The sequence below is a fragment of the Pseudomonas sp. JZ134 genome (assembly GCF_051027695.1).
Classification (GTDB): Bacteria; Pseudomonadota; Gammaproteobacteria; order Pseudomonadales; family Pseudomonadaceae; genus Chryseomonas; species Chryseomonas luteola.
Genome location: NZ_CP069250.1, coordinates 3,937,322 through 3,953,216, shown reverse-complemented (window position 1 = coordinate 3,953,216; position 15,895 = coordinate 3,937,322). Strand labels below are relative to the sequence as shown.

The window sequence follows — 15,895 nt, the reverse complement described above, 5'->3', positions numbered from 1 at the left end:
GCTTGGGTCTACCGAGCCCCTGCATGATGAGTTGCTAAAGCGACAGGGGGAGCCGCAGCGCAACACTCTGGCGCTGGGCGAGACGGTGCTCGAACTCGGCAGGGTCGTGGATCAGCACATCCTGACCGGCAAAGGCCTTGGCGGCAATCAGGCGGGACAGCCAGAAGCGTACGCAGGCAATCCGCAGCATAACCGGCCAGAGTTCGACTTCGAGCGGCGTGAAGCGGCGCTTGGCGGCATAGGCGGCCAGTAATGAGCGGGCGCGCGGCTCGTCGAGCGAGCCGTCTTCGCGGGAGCACCAGTCATTCACCGTGATGGCGAGGTCATAGAGCATCCAGCCTGAGCAGGCATTGTAGAAGTCGATTACGCCAGACAGGTGCGGCCCGTCGAACATCACGTTGTCGCGGAACAGGTCGGCATGGAGGTTGGCGCATGGCAGGCTGGGGTTTCGCTCCTGCAGCGCGCGAATCTCATCCAGTGTGTTATGCAACATCGCCCGGGCCGATTCGGGTAGCTCGTTTGCCAGTTGTGGGCCCTGCTCCAGCATCCAGGCAAGACCCCGGTCGCTTGGGCGCTCGATGATTCGATCGCGTGTTGCCAAGTGGATGCAGGCCAGCAGCGAGCCGACTTCCTGGCAGTGATGAGGGTTCGGTGCGCGCTCATGCTTGCCCGGTAGCCGCGGCTGCAACAGGGCAGGCTTGCCCTTCAGGGTCCGTAGTCCGTCTCCCGCCTCGGTGCGCAGCGCATACGGCACTGGCAGATCGGCTTCATGCAGCACATCCAGGAGTTGGATGAAAAACGGCAGATCGGCTGCCGGACCGCGCTCGACCAGTGTCAGCACGAACTCGCCGCCCTCCAGGCTGATAAAGTAGTTGGTGTTCTCGGACCCTTCGGCAATACCGCGAAAGTCGCGCAGGCGGCCAAGGCCATAGTCTGCCAGGAAAGCTTCAAGCGTCGGGCGGTCGAGCGGGGTAAAGACGGACATGGGGTGAAGCTTTCCTCAAAGCGTCATGGACGAGAACGGCCTACAAGCCGAAAAACGGCGGGCAGTTTACCGCTTGCTGCCGCCTGAGGAACAGCCACCCGTACCGACAGGGCCGAATAAAATCACCAGCGGAAGATTTCCCATTGGGGAATCAGCATGTCGGGCTGGTCCGAGCGGATGAAATTGCTGTCGCCATCGGCGCGCACCAGAAAATACGGCTTGCCGTGCTTGGGAGTGATTTTGATGGCATACAGAAAACCATTCACGCGGTATTCCTGGATGGTCTTGTCGCCATCATGACGGATAGTCACGTCCGGCTCGGGCGAAGGGTCCTCCTGGGCCAGTACGGGTACGATGGGGGCAGCTAAAAGACCGATGAGTAAAAGTCTGCTGAGCACTCGCATGGTAACCTTGTCCTTTTGAATAGGTCAGAGGAAATTCTACCTCTAGGCCTCGCGAAAAGGTTGATCTCGCTCATGAGCCAAGCGCCTCTCGTCCTGGTGGACGGTTCCTCCTATCTCTACCGTGCCTTCCATGCCCTGCCGCCGTTGATGACATCGACCGGCCGGCCGACCGGCGCCGTGAAAGGCGTCCTCAACATGCTGCTGTCCCTGCGCAGACAATACCCGGACAGCCCCTTTGCCGTAGTCTTCGATGCCAAGGGCCCAACGTTCCGCGATGAACTCTTCGCCGACTACAAGGCCCATCGCCCGGCCATGCCCGATGACCTGCGCAGTCAGGTCGAGCCGCTGCACGCCTGCATTCGCGCCCTGGGCCTGCCACTGCTCAATGTGGAGGGCGTCGAGGCGGACGATGTGATCGGCACTCTGGCCCGGAGCTGCGCAGCTGCTTCTCGTCCGGTGGTGATTTCCACAGGCGACAAGGACATGGCCCAGCTGGTCTGCGAGCATGTCACGCTGGTCAACACCATGAGCGGCAGCGTGCTGGACGTCGAGGGTGTGAAGGAGAAGTTTGGTGTGGGGCCTGAGCACATCATTGACTTCCTGGCACTCATGGGCGACAAGATCGACAACATTCCCGGCGTACCGGGCATTGGCGAGAAGACGGCCTGTGGCCTGCTCAACGGGATTGGCGGCGGCCTGGACGCGCTGTATGCCAATTTGGACAAGGTGGCTACGCTACCGATCCGCGGCGCCAAGTCGCTGGCGGCCAAGCTCGAGCAGCACCGCGATCAGGCGTATCTTTCCTATCAGCTGGCAACCATCAAGATCGATGTTCCGCTCGAAGTGAAATTCGATGAACTGATGCCGGAGGAACCGCACCGCGAAGCGCTGATCGCCCTGTACAAGGAAATGGAATTCAAATCCTGGCTGGACGACCTGCTGCGGGAGGCCAAGGACAGCGGCGAGCCGCTGCCGCTGGGTGAAAGCGAGCAGGCGACGCTGGAGCTCGATTACCAGACGGTTCTAACCCAGGACGAATTCGACGCCTGGTTGGAAAAGCTGAAGGCGGCCGACCTGTTTGCCCTGGACACCGAAACCAACAGCCTAGACGCTCATCAGGCGGATCTGGCCGGTATCTCGTTCGCGGTAACAGCAGGCGAGGCGGCCTATGTGCCGGTTGCGCACAATTACATGGGGGCACCCGCCCAGCTTGACCGTGACGCCGTACTGGCTGCGCTCAAGCCGCTACTGGAAGACGAGACCAAGCTCAAGGTCATGCAGCACGGCAAGTACGACAAGAACGTTTTTGCTCGCTATGGCATCACCCTGCGCGGCATTGCCTTCGACACCATGCTCGAATCCTACGTGCTGGACGCCACCGCCACCCGTCATGACATGGACAGCCTGGCGCTTAAATACCTTGACCATAGCACCATTCGCTTCGAGGATATCGCTGGCAAAGGGGCCAAGCAGTTGACCTTTGACCAGATTGCCCTGGAACAGGCCGGCCCCTACGCCGCTGAAGATGCTGACGTTACCCTGCGGCTGCATCAGGCCCTGTGGCCCAAGCTTGAAGCCGTTCCGGCGCTGGCAGGTGTGTTGAAAGAGATCGAGATGCCACTGGTTCCGGTGCTGGCGCGTATCGAGCAGAACGGGGCCTATGTGGACCGCGACCTGCTCGGCGTGCAGAGCCGCGAGCTGGGCGAGAAGATGATCGCGTTGGAAAAAGAAGCCTACGAATTGGCCGGCCAGGAGTTCAACCTGGGCTCGCCCAAGCAGCTCGGCGAGATCTTGTTTGTGAAGCTAGGCCTGCCGGTGGTATCCAAGACCGCGTCCGGCCAGCCGTCCACGGCCGAAGCCGTGTTGCAGGAATTGGCCGACCAGGATTATCCGCTGCCCAAGGTCATCATGCAGCACCGCTCGATGAGCAAGCTCAAGAGCACCTATACCGACAAGCTGCCCCAGCAGATCAACCCGCACACCGGGCGTATCCACACCTCTTATCATCAGGCGGTGACGGCGACGGGGCGACTGTCTTCATCCGATCCGAACCTGCAGAATATCCCGATCCGCACCGCGGAAGGTCGCCGCATCCGTCAGGCCTTCATCGCGCCCAAAGGCTATAAGCTGATGGCGGCGGACTATTCGCAGATCGAGCTGCGCATCATGGCGCACCTGGCACAGGACGAAGGCCTGCTGCATGCGTTCCAGAACGATTTGGACGTGCACCGTGCTACGGCTGCCGAGGTCATGGGGGTGAGCCTGGACGAGGTAACCAACGAGCAGCGTCGCCGCGCCAAGGCCATCAACTTTGGCTTGATCTACGGCATGAGTTCGTTTGGCCTGGCCAAGCAGATCGGTGTGGATCGCAAGGAGGCCCAGGCCTATATCGACCGATACTTCCTGCGTTACCCCGGCGTGCTGGCCTACATGGAGCGCACCCGCGCCCAGGTCGTGGATCAGGGCTATGTGGAAACGCTGTTTGGCCGTCGTCTGTACCTGCCGGATATTCACTCCAAGAACCAGAACATCCGTCGTGGTGCCGAACGTGCGGCGATCAACGCACCCATGCAGGGCACGGCGGCAGACATCATGAAGCGCGCCATGGTGCGTGTGGATGACTGGCTACAGCGTTCGGGTATTGATGCCCGCGTCATTTTGCAGGTACACGACGAACTGGTACTGGAAGTACGGGAAGATCTCGTCGAGACCGTCCGTGAAGAACTCTGCCCATTGATGAGTGGTGCGGCTGAACTAGACGTACCGCTGCTGGTGGAAGCAGGCGTTGGCTGTAATTGGGACGAGGCGCACTAAGAGGGCAACGCAGAAGGCTCCGCTGGGGCCTTTTGCAGCGTTTTATGGCGAAATAATGGCTAAAAAGAACGAATTGGCCAGTATCTTGAAGTTCAGGAATAAGTCTTCGAAAAAATAACAAGCGGTTATGACATTTTTTCGATGAACGGAGAACTTTTGTGAAGCCGTTCTGTCTGATTTTGTGAATGGCTTGGAGAAGCCCTTCGATGCTCCTTTGCTGTTTAGTGTTGGCAGATTAACGGACCCCGCCCTAGCGGTCCGAACTTAAACCCCGATCTTTTCCCCTCCCCAATGAAGATCGGGGTTTTTTTTGCGTCCGGAAAAATGCGGCAGAGGTTTTTGCCTGAACAAGAGCGGTAGCGCTTCGATGGACATGTGCTGTCAGCCTATGGCGCACCCACAATTCAGTGCGCCATGCTCCTGTGCTTATTCCACGTCGCTGGCCGCTTCGTCCTCAAGCAGCCCCAGCCATTGAGCCAACACCTTGTGGGCTTCTTCAATCCCCTGACGCTTGGGAGCCGAGAACAGCTGTACGCTGGCGTTGTCGCCCCAGCCTTTCTTGATGTCGCGCTGCACCTTGAGCAGTGCATTCTTGGCTGCGCCAAAAGCCAGCTTGTCGGCCTTGGTCAACAGAACATGGATCGGCATATGGCTTGCCTTGCCCCAGTCCAGCATCAGGAGGTCAAATTCGGTCAGTGGGTGGCGGATATCCATCAGCAAGACGATACCCACAAGGCTCTCACGGCTGCCCAGATAGGCTTCCAGGTGCTGCTGCCAGTGCTGTTTGAGCGGAATCGGGACCTTGGCATAGCCATAGCCAGGCAGGTCGACCAGACGTCGCTCCTCATCCAACTGGAAGAAGTTGAGCATCTGGGTACGGCCAGGGGTTTTGGAGGTACGGGCCAGGCTGGCATGGGTCAGGGTATTAAGTGCACTGGATTTGCCCGCGTTAGAGCGGCCGGCAAAGGCGACTTCGTAGCCAATATCCGGCGGGCACTGGTCCACCCGGGTGGCGCTGATCTGGTAGGTCGCTTGTTGGCAAAGGCCGATAATAGGGTTTTTGAACGTCATAGTAGGTCTCGATGGCGCCGCAGCGCTGCGACTCCCGCTTTCGCTCAGCGGAGCCGTCTCTATAGAATGATGCAGATTCTGTACGCATAGTATGCCTGGGGTCGAGCAGGCTGGCTTGCGTCCCGTACACAGGCGTAATGGATCGACGGATGAAAACACTGATGGTGAGCCTTTTGCTCACCCTGGGAATCAGCATGACGGCCCAGGCCGCAGGCGATGTTGCCGCCGGACAAAGCAAGTCGATGGTCTGCGCTGCCTGCCATGGTCCCGATGGTAACAGCCCTATACCCAATTTTCCCAAGATTGCCGGTCAGGGCGAGCGCTATCTGATCAAACAGCTCCACGATATCAAGAGCGGCGCCCGGCCCGTGCCTGAAATGATGGCGTTCATGCCAGGCCTGAGCGATCAGGATATAGAAGACCTGGCGGCCTATTTTGCCTCGCAGAAGCCGGTGATCGGTGCCGCTGACCCTGCGCTTGTGGCTGCTGGCGAAGCGCTTTATCGAGGCGGACGTCTGGAAACGAGTCTGCCTGCCTGTACGGGCTGTCACGCGCCGGATGGTGTCGGCAATCGCCAGGCCGGTTTTCCCTTGCTTTCGGGCCAGCACGCCGTTTATACCCTCAAGCAGTTGACCGCCTTTCGCGAAGGACAGCGTACCAATGATGGCGAAGCCATGATGATGCGCAGCATTGCCGGCAAGCTGTCTGATCAGGATATTTCAGCCTTGGCAACCTATATTGAAGGATTGCACTAGAGCTGTTTACGGTGCGTCCCCTTAGGTGGACGCATTGAGAAGTTGAATCAAGCCTGAATGTCACGTTAAAAAGCGCCGCACCAGCCGTCATTTTGGTGGTTATGACCGCTACAATGGCAGACCCCGTCGCACGCTTCGATTGAAGCATGGCTTTATCCGGCGTGGCCTGCCTGCTGCGGGCTTCGCAGCATGGCCTTTCAGCCCAGGAGTAGATTAATGCGTAACCTGATTCTTACCGCTGTATTAGCCTTTTCCGGCCTGTTTGGTACGTTTGCCAACGCCCAGGAGATTGAGGCTGGCAAGCAATACACGGAAATGAGCAACCCGGTCCCAGTGGCTACACCGGGCAAGATCGAAGTGGTCGAACTGTTCTGGTATGGCTGCCCGCACTGCTATGCCTTCGAGCCGACGTTGAATGCCTGGGCCAAAAAGCTGCCTGACGATGTGAGTTTCCGTCGCGTGCCGGCCATGTTTGGTGGTGTCTGGAACGTTCATGGCCAGCTGTTCGTGACGCTGGAGGCTATGGGCGTCGAGCAGAAGGTGCATGAGGCGATTTTTGCGACCATTCATAACGGCCAACAGAAGCTGGCCACTCCTGAGGAGATGGCGGACTTTCTGGCCAATCAGGGTGTTGATCGCGAGAAATTCCTGAGCACCTACAATTCCTTCGCTGTGAAGGGACAGGTCGAGAAGGACAAGAAACTGGCAATGGCCTACCAGATCAGCGGCGTTCCGACCATGGTCGTCAACGGTAAATACCGCTTTGACCTGGGTAGCGCAGGTGGTCCGGACCAGGCCCTGCAAGTGGCTGATTTCTTGATCCAGAAGGAACGCGCCGCCAAGTAATACCCTGCCGGGCCTGCCATTCTGGCGGGCCCTTCCAGGCGGCGCTGCTGGCTGGATCTTCTATGCTGCCCAACCAGCTGGCGTAAATCTGTCGCTATTTACAACCTGTATCACACTTCTGCTGTGTACGTTAAAGGCCGGGTTATTTCGGCCGTTACAACTGCCATGAACCTTATCGAAGCGATACAACCTGTGGCGTCTGCTAAAACATGCATAACGCTTTAGATTTACCCATGCTCTTTTCTCGGGGCCTGACATGAGCCAGGACGATCTCGAACGCTGGAAAAACAAGTACCTGGAGGTCGTCGAGCGCCAGGAAGAAGTGGAGGCGCGCTGGGAAGCGCGTCTTGACTTGGTACGCCGTGGCCTGACCCGCACCAGTATCGCAGCCGAAGGCAACGACAAGGCTGTGGATGAGTGTCTCCATGATCTGCGCAATATCCTGCGCCACGAGAACATGGACGACGAGCTCTCACGCATGATCCCGCGTCTGGAGAAAACTGTACTCGAGTCGGAGCGTCGCCGTAGCGAGCGCGCCGAGCATGCAGCCAAGGCCTTTGCGGACCTGTCTCATATGCTGATGGCGCTACCGCTGCCTCGGGATATCCGCAAGTCGCTGAAGCGCTTTGCCAAGAAGGCGGCCAATTCAGCCGAGCAGCCAGGTGATTTCCCCAAACTGGTGATCGAGTTGAGCCGACTGCAGCGTCAGGCCCTGGAGGCTCAGGCCAATGCCCAGCCCCATAAGCCTGGTTTTCTGGAGCGGCTGCTGGGTAAGGGAAAGGAGGAGGCGCCTGTTATTGCCAAACCCGTACCGGCCCGGCATGACGAGGCGGATGACGAAGACGACCTGGATGACGAGCCGGCTTCGAGCGCTGCCGACCTGCCGGTGGTTGCGGAGCCCGCTAAGCCTGAGCAAGTCGTACTGCCCGTAGCAGAGGCGCCTCAGCCCTCGCCTATCACTGTGCCGATCGAGGGAGCCAGCTCTGCGGTCGAGCAGGAACCGCTTGCCGAGCCTACTGCTCAGGCTGCGCCGATTGCTGCCATCGCACCGGATGTACCCAGCGAGACGCCAGCCAGCACAGCCGTTGAGGCTGAGGCCGATAAGCTTGAGGTCGCTGAGCCTACAGAAACTGCTATTGAAACCGCTACTGTCGAAGACGGGAAGCCCGCCGAGCTAGAAGCCGCAGTAGAAGAGCCGTCTCAAGTCATGGAAAGTGCTGAGGCCGAGCAGTCTAAAATGGCTACGGCTGAAGTTACGTCAGACGAGTCCCATTTTGATCTGCCACCACCGCCAGAGCCTGGATACAGCGCTATCGCTCCGCATATCGAGGCGACGCTGATTCATCTATTGGACGAGCTGCAGCTGCCGGATAGCCACAAACCGCAGGCTGAAGCCCTGCGCCAGCGCATGTTCGGACGGTTGAACTGGTATGAGCTGGTGCCGTTGCTGGATGACCTGTCGGGCCTGGTGCTTTCACTCAACGACCAAGGCCATCGCGAGTTCGAGGGCTATCTCAAGCAGCTCAATCAGCGCCTGGACAGCTTCCAGAATCACCTGCAACAGGTCAACGAAGGCCATGACGAGGCTCGTGAGCAAGAGCGCTCCTTCAGCGAAGAGCTCCGTGAGCAGGTCAGCGACCTGCAGACTCATGTGCAGGAAGCCGCTGAGCCGGATAATGTGAAAAAGGCGCTGGAAAGCCGCCTGGATGGCATGCTGACTCACATGGAGCAGTATCAGCAACAGCGTGAGGCGCGCGAGCTGGAAATGGCCGAGCGGCTGAAAACGCTTTCGGAGCGTGTGGTCAGCATGGAGCAGGAGGCCAACGACTATCGCTCCCACGTCGAAGAGCAGCGCAAGAAAGCTCTGACCGATCCGCTGACCGGCCTGCCTAACCGTGCGGCCTGGACCGAGCGCCTGGATGCCGAGGTCTCGCTCTGGCAGCGTTACCACAACAGTCTGCTGCTGGCAGTGATCGACGTGGATCACTTCAAGCGGGTCAACGATGATTTCGGCCATCTGGCGGGAGACAAGGTGCTCAAGATCATCGGCACCCAGTTGAGCAAGAAGTTACGGCGGACCGACTTTATCGCGCGCTTCGGCGGAGAGGAATTTGTCGTCCTGTTGCCTAACACGTCCATGGAGGAGGGCGAGCCCCTGATTCAGGCGTTACGTGCAGCCATTGAAGCCTGCCCATTTCATTTCAAGGGCGAGCGCGTCACCATAACCTGCTCGGCCGGCCTCACGGCGTTCCAGACAGGCGAAGGCAGCAAGCAGGCTTTCGAACGTGCTGATCAGGCGCTTTACCGCGCCAAGCGCGGAGGGCGGAACCGAATCGAGCTGGCCTGACGGCCTGCCATACCCTACAAAAGTTGTCCGAGGTTCTTGCGTCATGCGTCTGCTACTGCCTTTGTTATTGCTTTTCAGCACTTTGCTCGCCGGTTGTGCCGGCGGGCTTCGCATCAATACGGATCACACGGCCAAGGATCAGGACAGTCGTGTGCAGTACATCGTGCTGCACTACACCGCATCGGACTCGCAACGCTCCCTGGCCATGCTGACCCATGGCGGTGTAAGCGCCCACTACATGATTGACCGGGACGGCACGATCTACCGGTTGGTCGACGAAAATCGCCGTGCCTGGCACGCCGGGGAGAGTGAGTGGGAAGGGCGGACCTGGCTCAACGCGACGTCCATCGGGATCGAGATGGTAAACCTGGGCTTCCGTGACACGCCCACAGGACGTCAGTGGTATCCCTTCACGGAAGAGCAGATCAAGGCGCTTATCCCGCTACTCAAAGATATCCAGCAGCGTCACCGCCTGGGGCCGAATGCCGTGATTGGCCACAGCGACATCGCACCGTCCCGCAAGCAGGACCCGGGCCCGATGTTCCCTTGGGCGCGTCTGGCCGCTGCCGGTATCATCAACTGGCCAACACCGGCCACGGTCGCACAGCGGCAGGCCAGCCTGGGTGGCGTTCTCCCTCCGCCTGCGTGGTTCCAGCAGCAGCTGGCCCGTGTTGGTTATGCCGTACCGCAGACCGGCCTGCTGGACAAGGCGACCCGCGATGTGATTGCGGCCTTCCAGATGAAGTACCGCCCAGGTCGATTCGACGGTGAGCCGGATCTGCAGACGGCAGCTTTGCTGCTCAGCCTGCCAACGGGCCGTTAACCTCCCTTCGGGTTCGCGTCACGAACCTTGCCTAGCAGGCGCAGCAGCTGCGCCTGCTCATCGGCTTCAAGCGGTGCAAAGACAGCCTCCAACGCCTGCCGACGGGGTGCCTGCGCGAGCGTAAGCGCATGCCGGCCCGCATCAGTCAGGTACACCAGGACCGCCCGGCGGTCATCCGGGTGGGGCTCACGGCGAACCAGTCCGTCACGTTCCAGTGCATCAATGGCATCTGTCAGGGTGCGGGGCGCGTGCTTCAAATGTTCCGCAAGCACACCGGGGCGACAGGGGCCTAGCTTATCCAGAAGGCTCATGACCTTATAACGGGCAAACGAGAGCCCCGAGGCTTGCAGCGCGCTATCCAGATGCTGACGCATGCTGCGCTTGATGTCGTGCAGGGCTTCGGCAATTTCAAAAATGGTTGACATGGTGCATCACTTATCTTGAATATAGTGAGGAACCTCAATGAATGGGTCCTCTTTAATGACTGCATCATTTCATAGCCGCACGGCAGATTCCAGTACACGTCACGTTTTTCAGCGCGTCCGCCATGAACTCAAACGTCGCTGGGCCCAGGTCGTACGCCGTGAAAGCCTGGGTGGCGATATGCTGCGCCTGACCTTTGGCGGCCCGGATCTCGCGGATTTCAACAGCCCGGCCTTCGATGACCATATCAAACTGTTTCTCCCAGCCGATGGGGCGCCTATCCGCAGCGTTCCGCTGGATAGACTTGTGGGCCGCCATTACACGCCGCGCCGCTATGACTCTGCTACCGGTGAACTCGACATCGACTTTTACCTGCACGAAACAGGTGTAGTCACCGCGTGGGCTGCCCAGGCCCAGCCGGGTGACGAGATCGTCATTGGCGGTCCCAGAGGCTCGATGCTTCCGCCCAGCGACTTTGACTGGTATCTGCTGGCTGGTGACGAAACGGCCCTGCCGGCCATGGCACGCCGTCTTGAGGAGCTGCCCGCCGACAAGACAGCTATTGCGCTGGTAGAGGTAGCCCGACCAGGCGGCGAAATCCCCTTGCCGAGTCAGGCGGCCGTGACGCTGATCTGGGTCTACCGCGAGACGACGAGTGATTCGCTGGCGGACTCGCTGGCGCGATTGCAACTGCCCGCAGGTGAAGGCTACGCCTGGATCGCCAGTGAAGCCGGTGCTGCACGCGCCGCTCGGCAGGTGATGATCGAACAGCACGGACTGCCTCGCGAATGGGTCAAGGCAGCCGGCTACTGGAAACGCGGCGAAAGCGATCAGCACGTGAAGCTTGAAGATTGAACACAACCACCTCTTCCTCAGCTCCTGCGGGCAGTGATGGCCTGCCAACGCCCCGGCGCTATCAGGCCATTGCGGCGCTGCTGGCGGCCATCAGCATGACGGTTCTGGATTCGGGTATTGCCAATCTGGCGCTGCCTACCATTGCCCAGGCACTTGATGTTTCCGCCGCGCAGTCAGTCTGGATCGTCAGTGCCTATCAGCTGGCGCTGGTGGCCCTGCTGCTGCCCTTGGCAGCGTTGTCTGAGCGGATCAGTCTGCGCCGTGTATTCGGCGCCGGGGTCTGTCTGTTCAGCCTGGCGTCGCTCGGGTGTGCCCTGGCGCCGGATCTCTTCTGGCTGGTGCTGGCGCGAGCACTTCAGGGCATTGGGGCTGCTGCCATCATGTGTGTCAGCGCTGGCATCGTAAAGCTGACCTATCCCAGGCATCTGCTGGGACGGGGCATCGGTATCAATGCGCTTTGCGTTGCCCTGGGATCAGCCCTGGCACCCAGCCTGGGCGCCGGCATCCTGGCCTTGGGCGGATGGCCCTGGCTGTTTGCGATCAATCTGCCCATAGGACTGGCTGTTCTGATGCTGCTCAAGGCCTTGCCGGATAACCCACGGGCGCAGCGCCGTATCGATCCATTCAGCGCACTGCTCAATGTCGGCTTGTTCTGCGGTGCCATCGGTGGGCTTGAGCGACTGGCAATAGAGCCCCTGCAAGGTGCTGCGCTATTGCTCGTGGCGGTCGGCTGCCTGTGGGGGTTGTTACGTCGTGAACGGGGTCAGACGGCGCCGCTGCTGCCGGTGGATCTGCTTGAACACTCAGCGTTCCGCCATGCGATCATGGCGTCCATCTGCTCGTTCGCTGCACAAATGCTGTGCTTTCTGGCTATTCCGTTTTACCTGCAGCATCAGCTGGGGCTCACACCGGTACACGTAGCCTTGCTGATGCTGTCCTGGCCGCTGACGGTGGCCGTGGCCGCTCAGGTCGCCGGGCGTCTGGCGGATCGTTACCGCCCCCAGACACTGTGCATGCTGGGTGGATTGGGTATCGCCCTGGGATTGGGAATTACCGCGGTCTGGCCGCTGGCACAAGGGCAAGGCCCACTGGTGGCTTTCATGATCATCGGCGGGCTGGGCTTCGGCTTTTTTCAGGTGCCCAACAACCGGGTCATGCTGACGTCCACGCCGTCTTCCCGGACCGGAGCGACAGGAGGCATGCAGGCGACTGCACGGCAAACCGGCATGGCCCTGGGCGCCGCCGCGCTGGCCATCTTGCTGCATCTGTGGCCGGAGGGAGCGCCTCGTCTGGGATTGGCCCTGGCTTCGGCATTGGGTCTGCTGGCGGCCTGGATCAACTGGCACGTGCCCCAGGAAGACAAGGCATGAAAAAAGCCGCCCGGTGGGCGGCTTTTGCGTTCAGGTCGGCAGGGTCATGAAGAATTGCGTACCCTGGCCCGGTCGCGAGACGACGCCAATACGCCCGCCATGGAGCTGAATGATCTCCTTGCAGAGCGCAAGGCCAAGACCGGCACCGCCTTTCTTGGAACCAATCTGCACAAACGGCTCGAATACCCGGCCTTGTTGGGCATAGGCGATCCCTTCACCGTTGTCCTGTACAGCCATGAGCAGGCGATCGTTCTGACGCATGGCCTGAAGCGAGACGCGACCGCCCGCAGGCGTATGGCGAAGGGCATTGCTGATGAGGTTGTCCAGCACCCGGCCCATTTGTGCCGGGTCCAGCGTGACGCGGGGAAGCGGGGTATGCAGCAGTTCCACCACCAGCTCGACCGACTTGTCCCGAGCGGCATCGGCATGCCGTGCGCGGGCCTGATCGAGCAGCTCGCTGACTTCACTCGGGACTTTCTCAGGACGTTGCAGGCCGCTCTGGTAGCGTGAGAAGTCCAGCAGGTCGTTGATCAGGCGGACCAGGCGATGGGTTTCTTCATCCACTGTCTGCAGCAGGTAAGCCTCGCGCGAGTCTTCGGGAAACTTCAGGCGCTCCTGCAACAGGGCAAAGGCCATGTGCATGCCGGTTACCGGCGTCCGTAGCTCATGGGAGGCTCGCAGGACGAACTCGTTGCGGACCCGGTCGAAGGCACGCTGCTCGGTCACATCACGCAGGACCATCAAGGCACCAACGCTGCGGCCGTCGGCATGGTTGACCGGCGTGACTGTCCAGGCGAGCAGGCGTGTCTCACCCGCAATATCGATCTGCAGATCTTCCGGGACAGCTTCCAGCGTCTTGCCAGACAGGACACGCTGGACGGCTTCGTCGATATCCGGGCGTTGCAGGGCCGCGCCCAGGAGCTGACCCTGACGCTCGTCATCCCAACCTAGCTGACGGTTCGCCACCGGGTTGGCATGTTCGATATGTCCGAGGTAGTCGAGGATGATCAGGCCGTAGTCGATACTGTCCAGCACCGCTTGAAGACGACGTTGCCCGGCCACCAGGGCCTCGATGTTGGTCTGGCTCAGCTGACGCAGGGACTCGGCCATGGAGCCGAAGCGGCGACTCAGCAAGGCCAGCTCGGTCACCTTGGAGGTCGGCAGGGTAATGTCGAAATGCCCTTGGCTGATCTGGTCGGCTGCCTTGGCCAGCGAGTCGATGGGACCGCCAAAGCGACGAGCAATGGTGTTGGCCGTTGCAAATCCAATCCCCAGGATAGCCAGCCCGACGAGCCCCAGCAGCACGGCAATCAGCGTGGCCCGGTTATGGGCGTGCTGCTGGGTACTGTCCATGTCGCTGATAAAGCTGGTCTGCAGGTCATACACCTGATTGCGCAGGCTGTTGACCAGGTCCAGAAAAATCTTGTTTTCCCTGAGCGCAGAGTATCCATCCGGTGGATTGCCCAGCATCTTGTAGTACTGGTTGTACTTGCTCTCGAGCTGACTCAGCTGCTGGATATCGTCCGGATGGCTGACCAGGCTCTGGGTCGTGGCCAGGTAGTTGCGAAACTCCTGATCATGATTGCGAAGCTGATTAGCGTCCGGCGCCCCATCCATGAGCGAGTACAGCTCGTTGCTCAGCTCCTGCCGCATGCCCAGTGAGGCGTTGATGAACAGCAGCGTGTGCTTGTTGTAACTCTCCTGGCTATTGGAGAACTGCAGGACACTGACCAACCCGATAATGAGTCCGAGCAGCGCAACGGTAATGAGCGCGGAAATGCTCAGGAACAGGCGTGTCCTAAGTTTTATCGGAAGCTTCATAGCCCGTACTGCTTGCGTTTACGGTAGAGCGTCGACGAGTCGATGCCGAGAATTTTGGCGGCCTGATCCAACGTCTCGCTTGTCGCCATGACCGCCGCAATATGCGCCTTCTCGAGCGCTTCCAGGCTCATGGTCTCACCCACACGCGGAGCGCTACTGGCGGAGCTGGGCTGTTCGGTCAGGCCAAGGTTGGTAACGTCCACCAGATCCTTGCTGCAGATAATGCTGGCGCGCTCGATTACGTTGCGCAGCTCGCGGACGTTGCCGGGCCAGTCATACTTGCGCAGCGCTTCCTTGGCTTCCTCACTGAATCCATGGGCCGGACGGCCATAGTCCTTGACGAAGCGGGCCAGGAAACGCTCGGCCAGATCAATGATGTCTTCCTTACGCTCGCGAAGCGGCGGCAGGGTCAGCACGATGACGTTCAGGCGGTAGAGCAGGTCTTCGCGGAACTCACCTTCGGCCACCATCTGCTCGAGGTTGCGGTTGGTCGCGGCAAGAATGCGTACATCCGCACGGCGCGTGACCGGATCGCCCACCCGCTCATATTCCTTATCCTGGATGAAGCGCAGCAGCTTGGGTTGCAGGGCAAGCGGGAAATCACCGATTTCGTCGAGAAACAGAGTACCGCCATCGGCTTGGCTGACGCGACCCAGGGTGCTTTCACTGGCTCCGGTAAACGCGCCGCGGGTGTGGCCAAACAACTCGCTTTCCATCAGGTCGGCGGACAGGGACGGGCAGTTGATGGTGACAAAGGTTTTCTTGGCGCGGCGGCTCCAGGCATGGATGGAGCGGGCCAGCTCACCCTTGCCGGAACCGGATTCGCCCAGAATAAGAATATTGGCGTCGGTCGTAGCGACCTGTCGGGCCGTTTCCAGTATCGACATCATGGCCGGACTACGGGATTCCAGACCCAAGCTGGACTTGCGTACTTCACCTTCGAGCGCTTCAAGGCGAGCGGACAGCTGGCGAAACTCCAGCTGCTTGGCCGCGGCCATGCGCAGCTGATCAGGGCTGCAAGGTTTAACCAGGTAATCGGCAGCACCAGCCTGCATGGCATCGACAGCTGTATCCACCGCCGAATGGGCGGTAACGATGACTACCCGCATCCAGGGTGCCTGGATACGCATCTGTTGCAATACATCCAGACCGTTGTCCTCGCCCAGGCGTAGGTCGAGAAAACAAAGGTCGTATACCTGCCGCAGCAGCAGGGCCTCGGCCTGAGCGGCCGAGTTGGCCGTAGCGACACTATAACCAGCATCTTCAAGGCAGAAACGGAAAGTACGCAGGATCGCTGCCTCGTCATCGACGAGAAGAATCCTTCCGCTCGGTTGATCCATGGAATGTTCTCCGTAGGTACATCCCGCACCTATATAAACAG

General features: G+C 60.0%; 13 protein-coding genes. 7 read left to right on the top strand and 6 right to left on the bottom strand.

The features are described from left to right. Positions 1 to 34: 34 nt before the first annotated feature. Both JQR86_RS18405 and JQR86_RS18400 read right to left on the bottom strand, forming a co-directional pair. Entirely contained in the window at positions 35 to 985 is a 951-nt protein-coding gene (locus JQR86_RS18405; RefSeq protein WP_074821301.1) for a homoserine kinase, read from the bottom strand. 122 nt (positions 986 to 1,107) lie between these two features. Beyond that, on the bottom strand, positions 1,108 to 1,389 hold the full coding sequence (locus JQR86_RS18400) for a DUF2782 domain-containing protein (RefSeq protein WP_122041085.1): 282 nt from the start codon (positions 1,387 to 1,389) through the stop codon (positions 1,108 to 1,110). A 72-nt stretch (positions 1,390 to 1,461) separates the two neighbouring features. On the opposite strand from JQR86_RS18400, the gene polA reads away from it, so the two are divergent. Then, the gene (gene polA / locus JQR86_RS18395; RefSeq protein WP_434154028.1) at positions 1,462 to 4,203 is read left to right on the top strand and encodes a DNA polymerase I; all 2,742 of its coding nucleotides are present in this window, start codon (positions 1,462 to 1,464) and stop codon (positions 4,201 to 4,203) included. 426 nt (positions 4,204 to 4,629) lie between these two features. On the opposite strand, the gene yihA is transcribed toward polA, so the two are convergent. Continuing rightward, entirely contained in the window at positions 4,630 to 5,274 is a 645-nt protein-coding gene (yihA, locus tag JQR86_RS18390) for a ribosome biogenesis GTP-binding protein YihA/YsxC (protein ID WP_074821308.1), read from the bottom strand. A gap of 149 nt (positions 5,275 to 5,423) precedes the next feature. On the opposite strand from yihA, the gene JQR86_RS18385 reads away from it, so the two are divergent. The 4 genes from JQR86_RS18385 (at position 5,424) to JQR86_RS18370 (ending at position 10,045) form a co-directional block, all read left to right on the top strand. Beyond that, the gene (locus tag JQR86_RS18385) at positions 5,424 to 6,029 is read left to right on the top strand and encodes a c-type cytochrome (RefSeq protein WP_434154027.1); all 606 of its coding nucleotides are present in this window, start codon (positions 5,424 to 5,426) and stop codon (positions 6,027 to 6,029) included. A 216-nt stretch (positions 6,030 to 6,245) separates the two neighbouring features. After that, the gene (locus JQR86_RS18380; RefSeq protein WP_010796554.1) at positions 6,246 to 6,875 is read left to right on the top strand and encodes a thiol:disulfide interchange protein DsbA/DsbL; all 630 of its coding nucleotides are present in this window, start codon (positions 6,246 to 6,248) and stop codon (positions 6,873 to 6,875) included. 256 nt (positions 6,876 to 7,131) lie between these two features. Then, positions 7,132 to 9,222, top strand: coding sequence for a diguanylate cyclase (locus tag JQR86_RS18375; protein WP_434154026.1), 2,091 nt, complete (start codon positions 7,132 to 7,134; stop codon positions 9,220 to 9,222). Between the two features lie 43 nt (positions 9,223 to 9,265). Next, positions 9,266 to 10,045, top strand: coding sequence for an N-acetylmuramoyl-L-alanine amidase (locus tag JQR86_RS18370; RefSeq protein ID WP_313550251.1), 780 nt, complete (start codon positions 9,266 to 9,268; stop codon positions 10,043 to 10,045). Here the strand turns inward: JQR86_RS18370 and JQR86_RS18365 are convergent. Further along, the gene (locus tag JQR86_RS18365) at positions 10,042 to 10,470 is read right to left on the bottom strand and encodes a MarR family winged helix-turn-helix transcriptional regulator (RefSeq protein ID WP_286787239.1); all 429 of its coding nucleotides are present in this window, start codon (positions 10,468 to 10,470) and stop codon (positions 10,042 to 10,044) included. The two genes, JQR86_RS18370 and JQR86_RS18365, sit on opposite strands and share 4 nt — an antisense overlap. A 55-nt stretch (positions 10,471 to 10,525) precedes the next feature. Here JQR86_RS18365 and JQR86_RS18360 point away from each other — a divergent pair, with 55 nt between their 5' ends. Beyond that, entirely contained in the window at positions 10,526 to 11,323 is a 798-nt protein-coding gene (locus JQR86_RS18360) for a siderophore-interacting protein (protein WP_037029906.1), read from the top strand. Further along, positions 11,320 to 12,693, top strand: coding sequence for an MFS transporter (locus tag JQR86_RS18355; protein ID WP_434154025.1), 1,374 nt, complete (start codon positions 11,320 to 11,322; stop codon positions 12,691 to 12,693). Before JQR86_RS18360 ends, JQR86_RS18355 begins: the two co-directional genes overlap by 4 nt. 30 nt (positions 12,694 to 12,723) lie before the next feature. Here JQR86_RS18355 and JQR86_RS18350 read toward each other — a convergent pair whose 3' ends face one another. Together JQR86_RS18350 and algB are read right to left on the bottom strand one after the other, a co-directional pair. Continuing rightward, on the bottom strand, positions 12,724 to 14,514 hold the full coding sequence (locus tag JQR86_RS18350; RefSeq protein WP_150348270.1) for an ATP-binding protein: 1,791 nt from the start codon (positions 14,512 to 14,514) through the stop codon (positions 12,724 to 12,726). Continuing rightward, on the bottom strand, positions 14,511 to 15,854 hold the full coding sequence (algB, locus tag JQR86_RS18345) for a sigma-54-dependent response regulator transcription factor AlgB (protein WP_010796561.1): 1,344 nt from the start codon (positions 15,852 to 15,854) through the stop codon (positions 14,511 to 14,513). The genes JQR86_RS18350 and algB overlap by 4 nt, the downstream gene beginning before the upstream one ends. Positions 15,855 to 15,895: the final 41 nt, after the last annotated feature.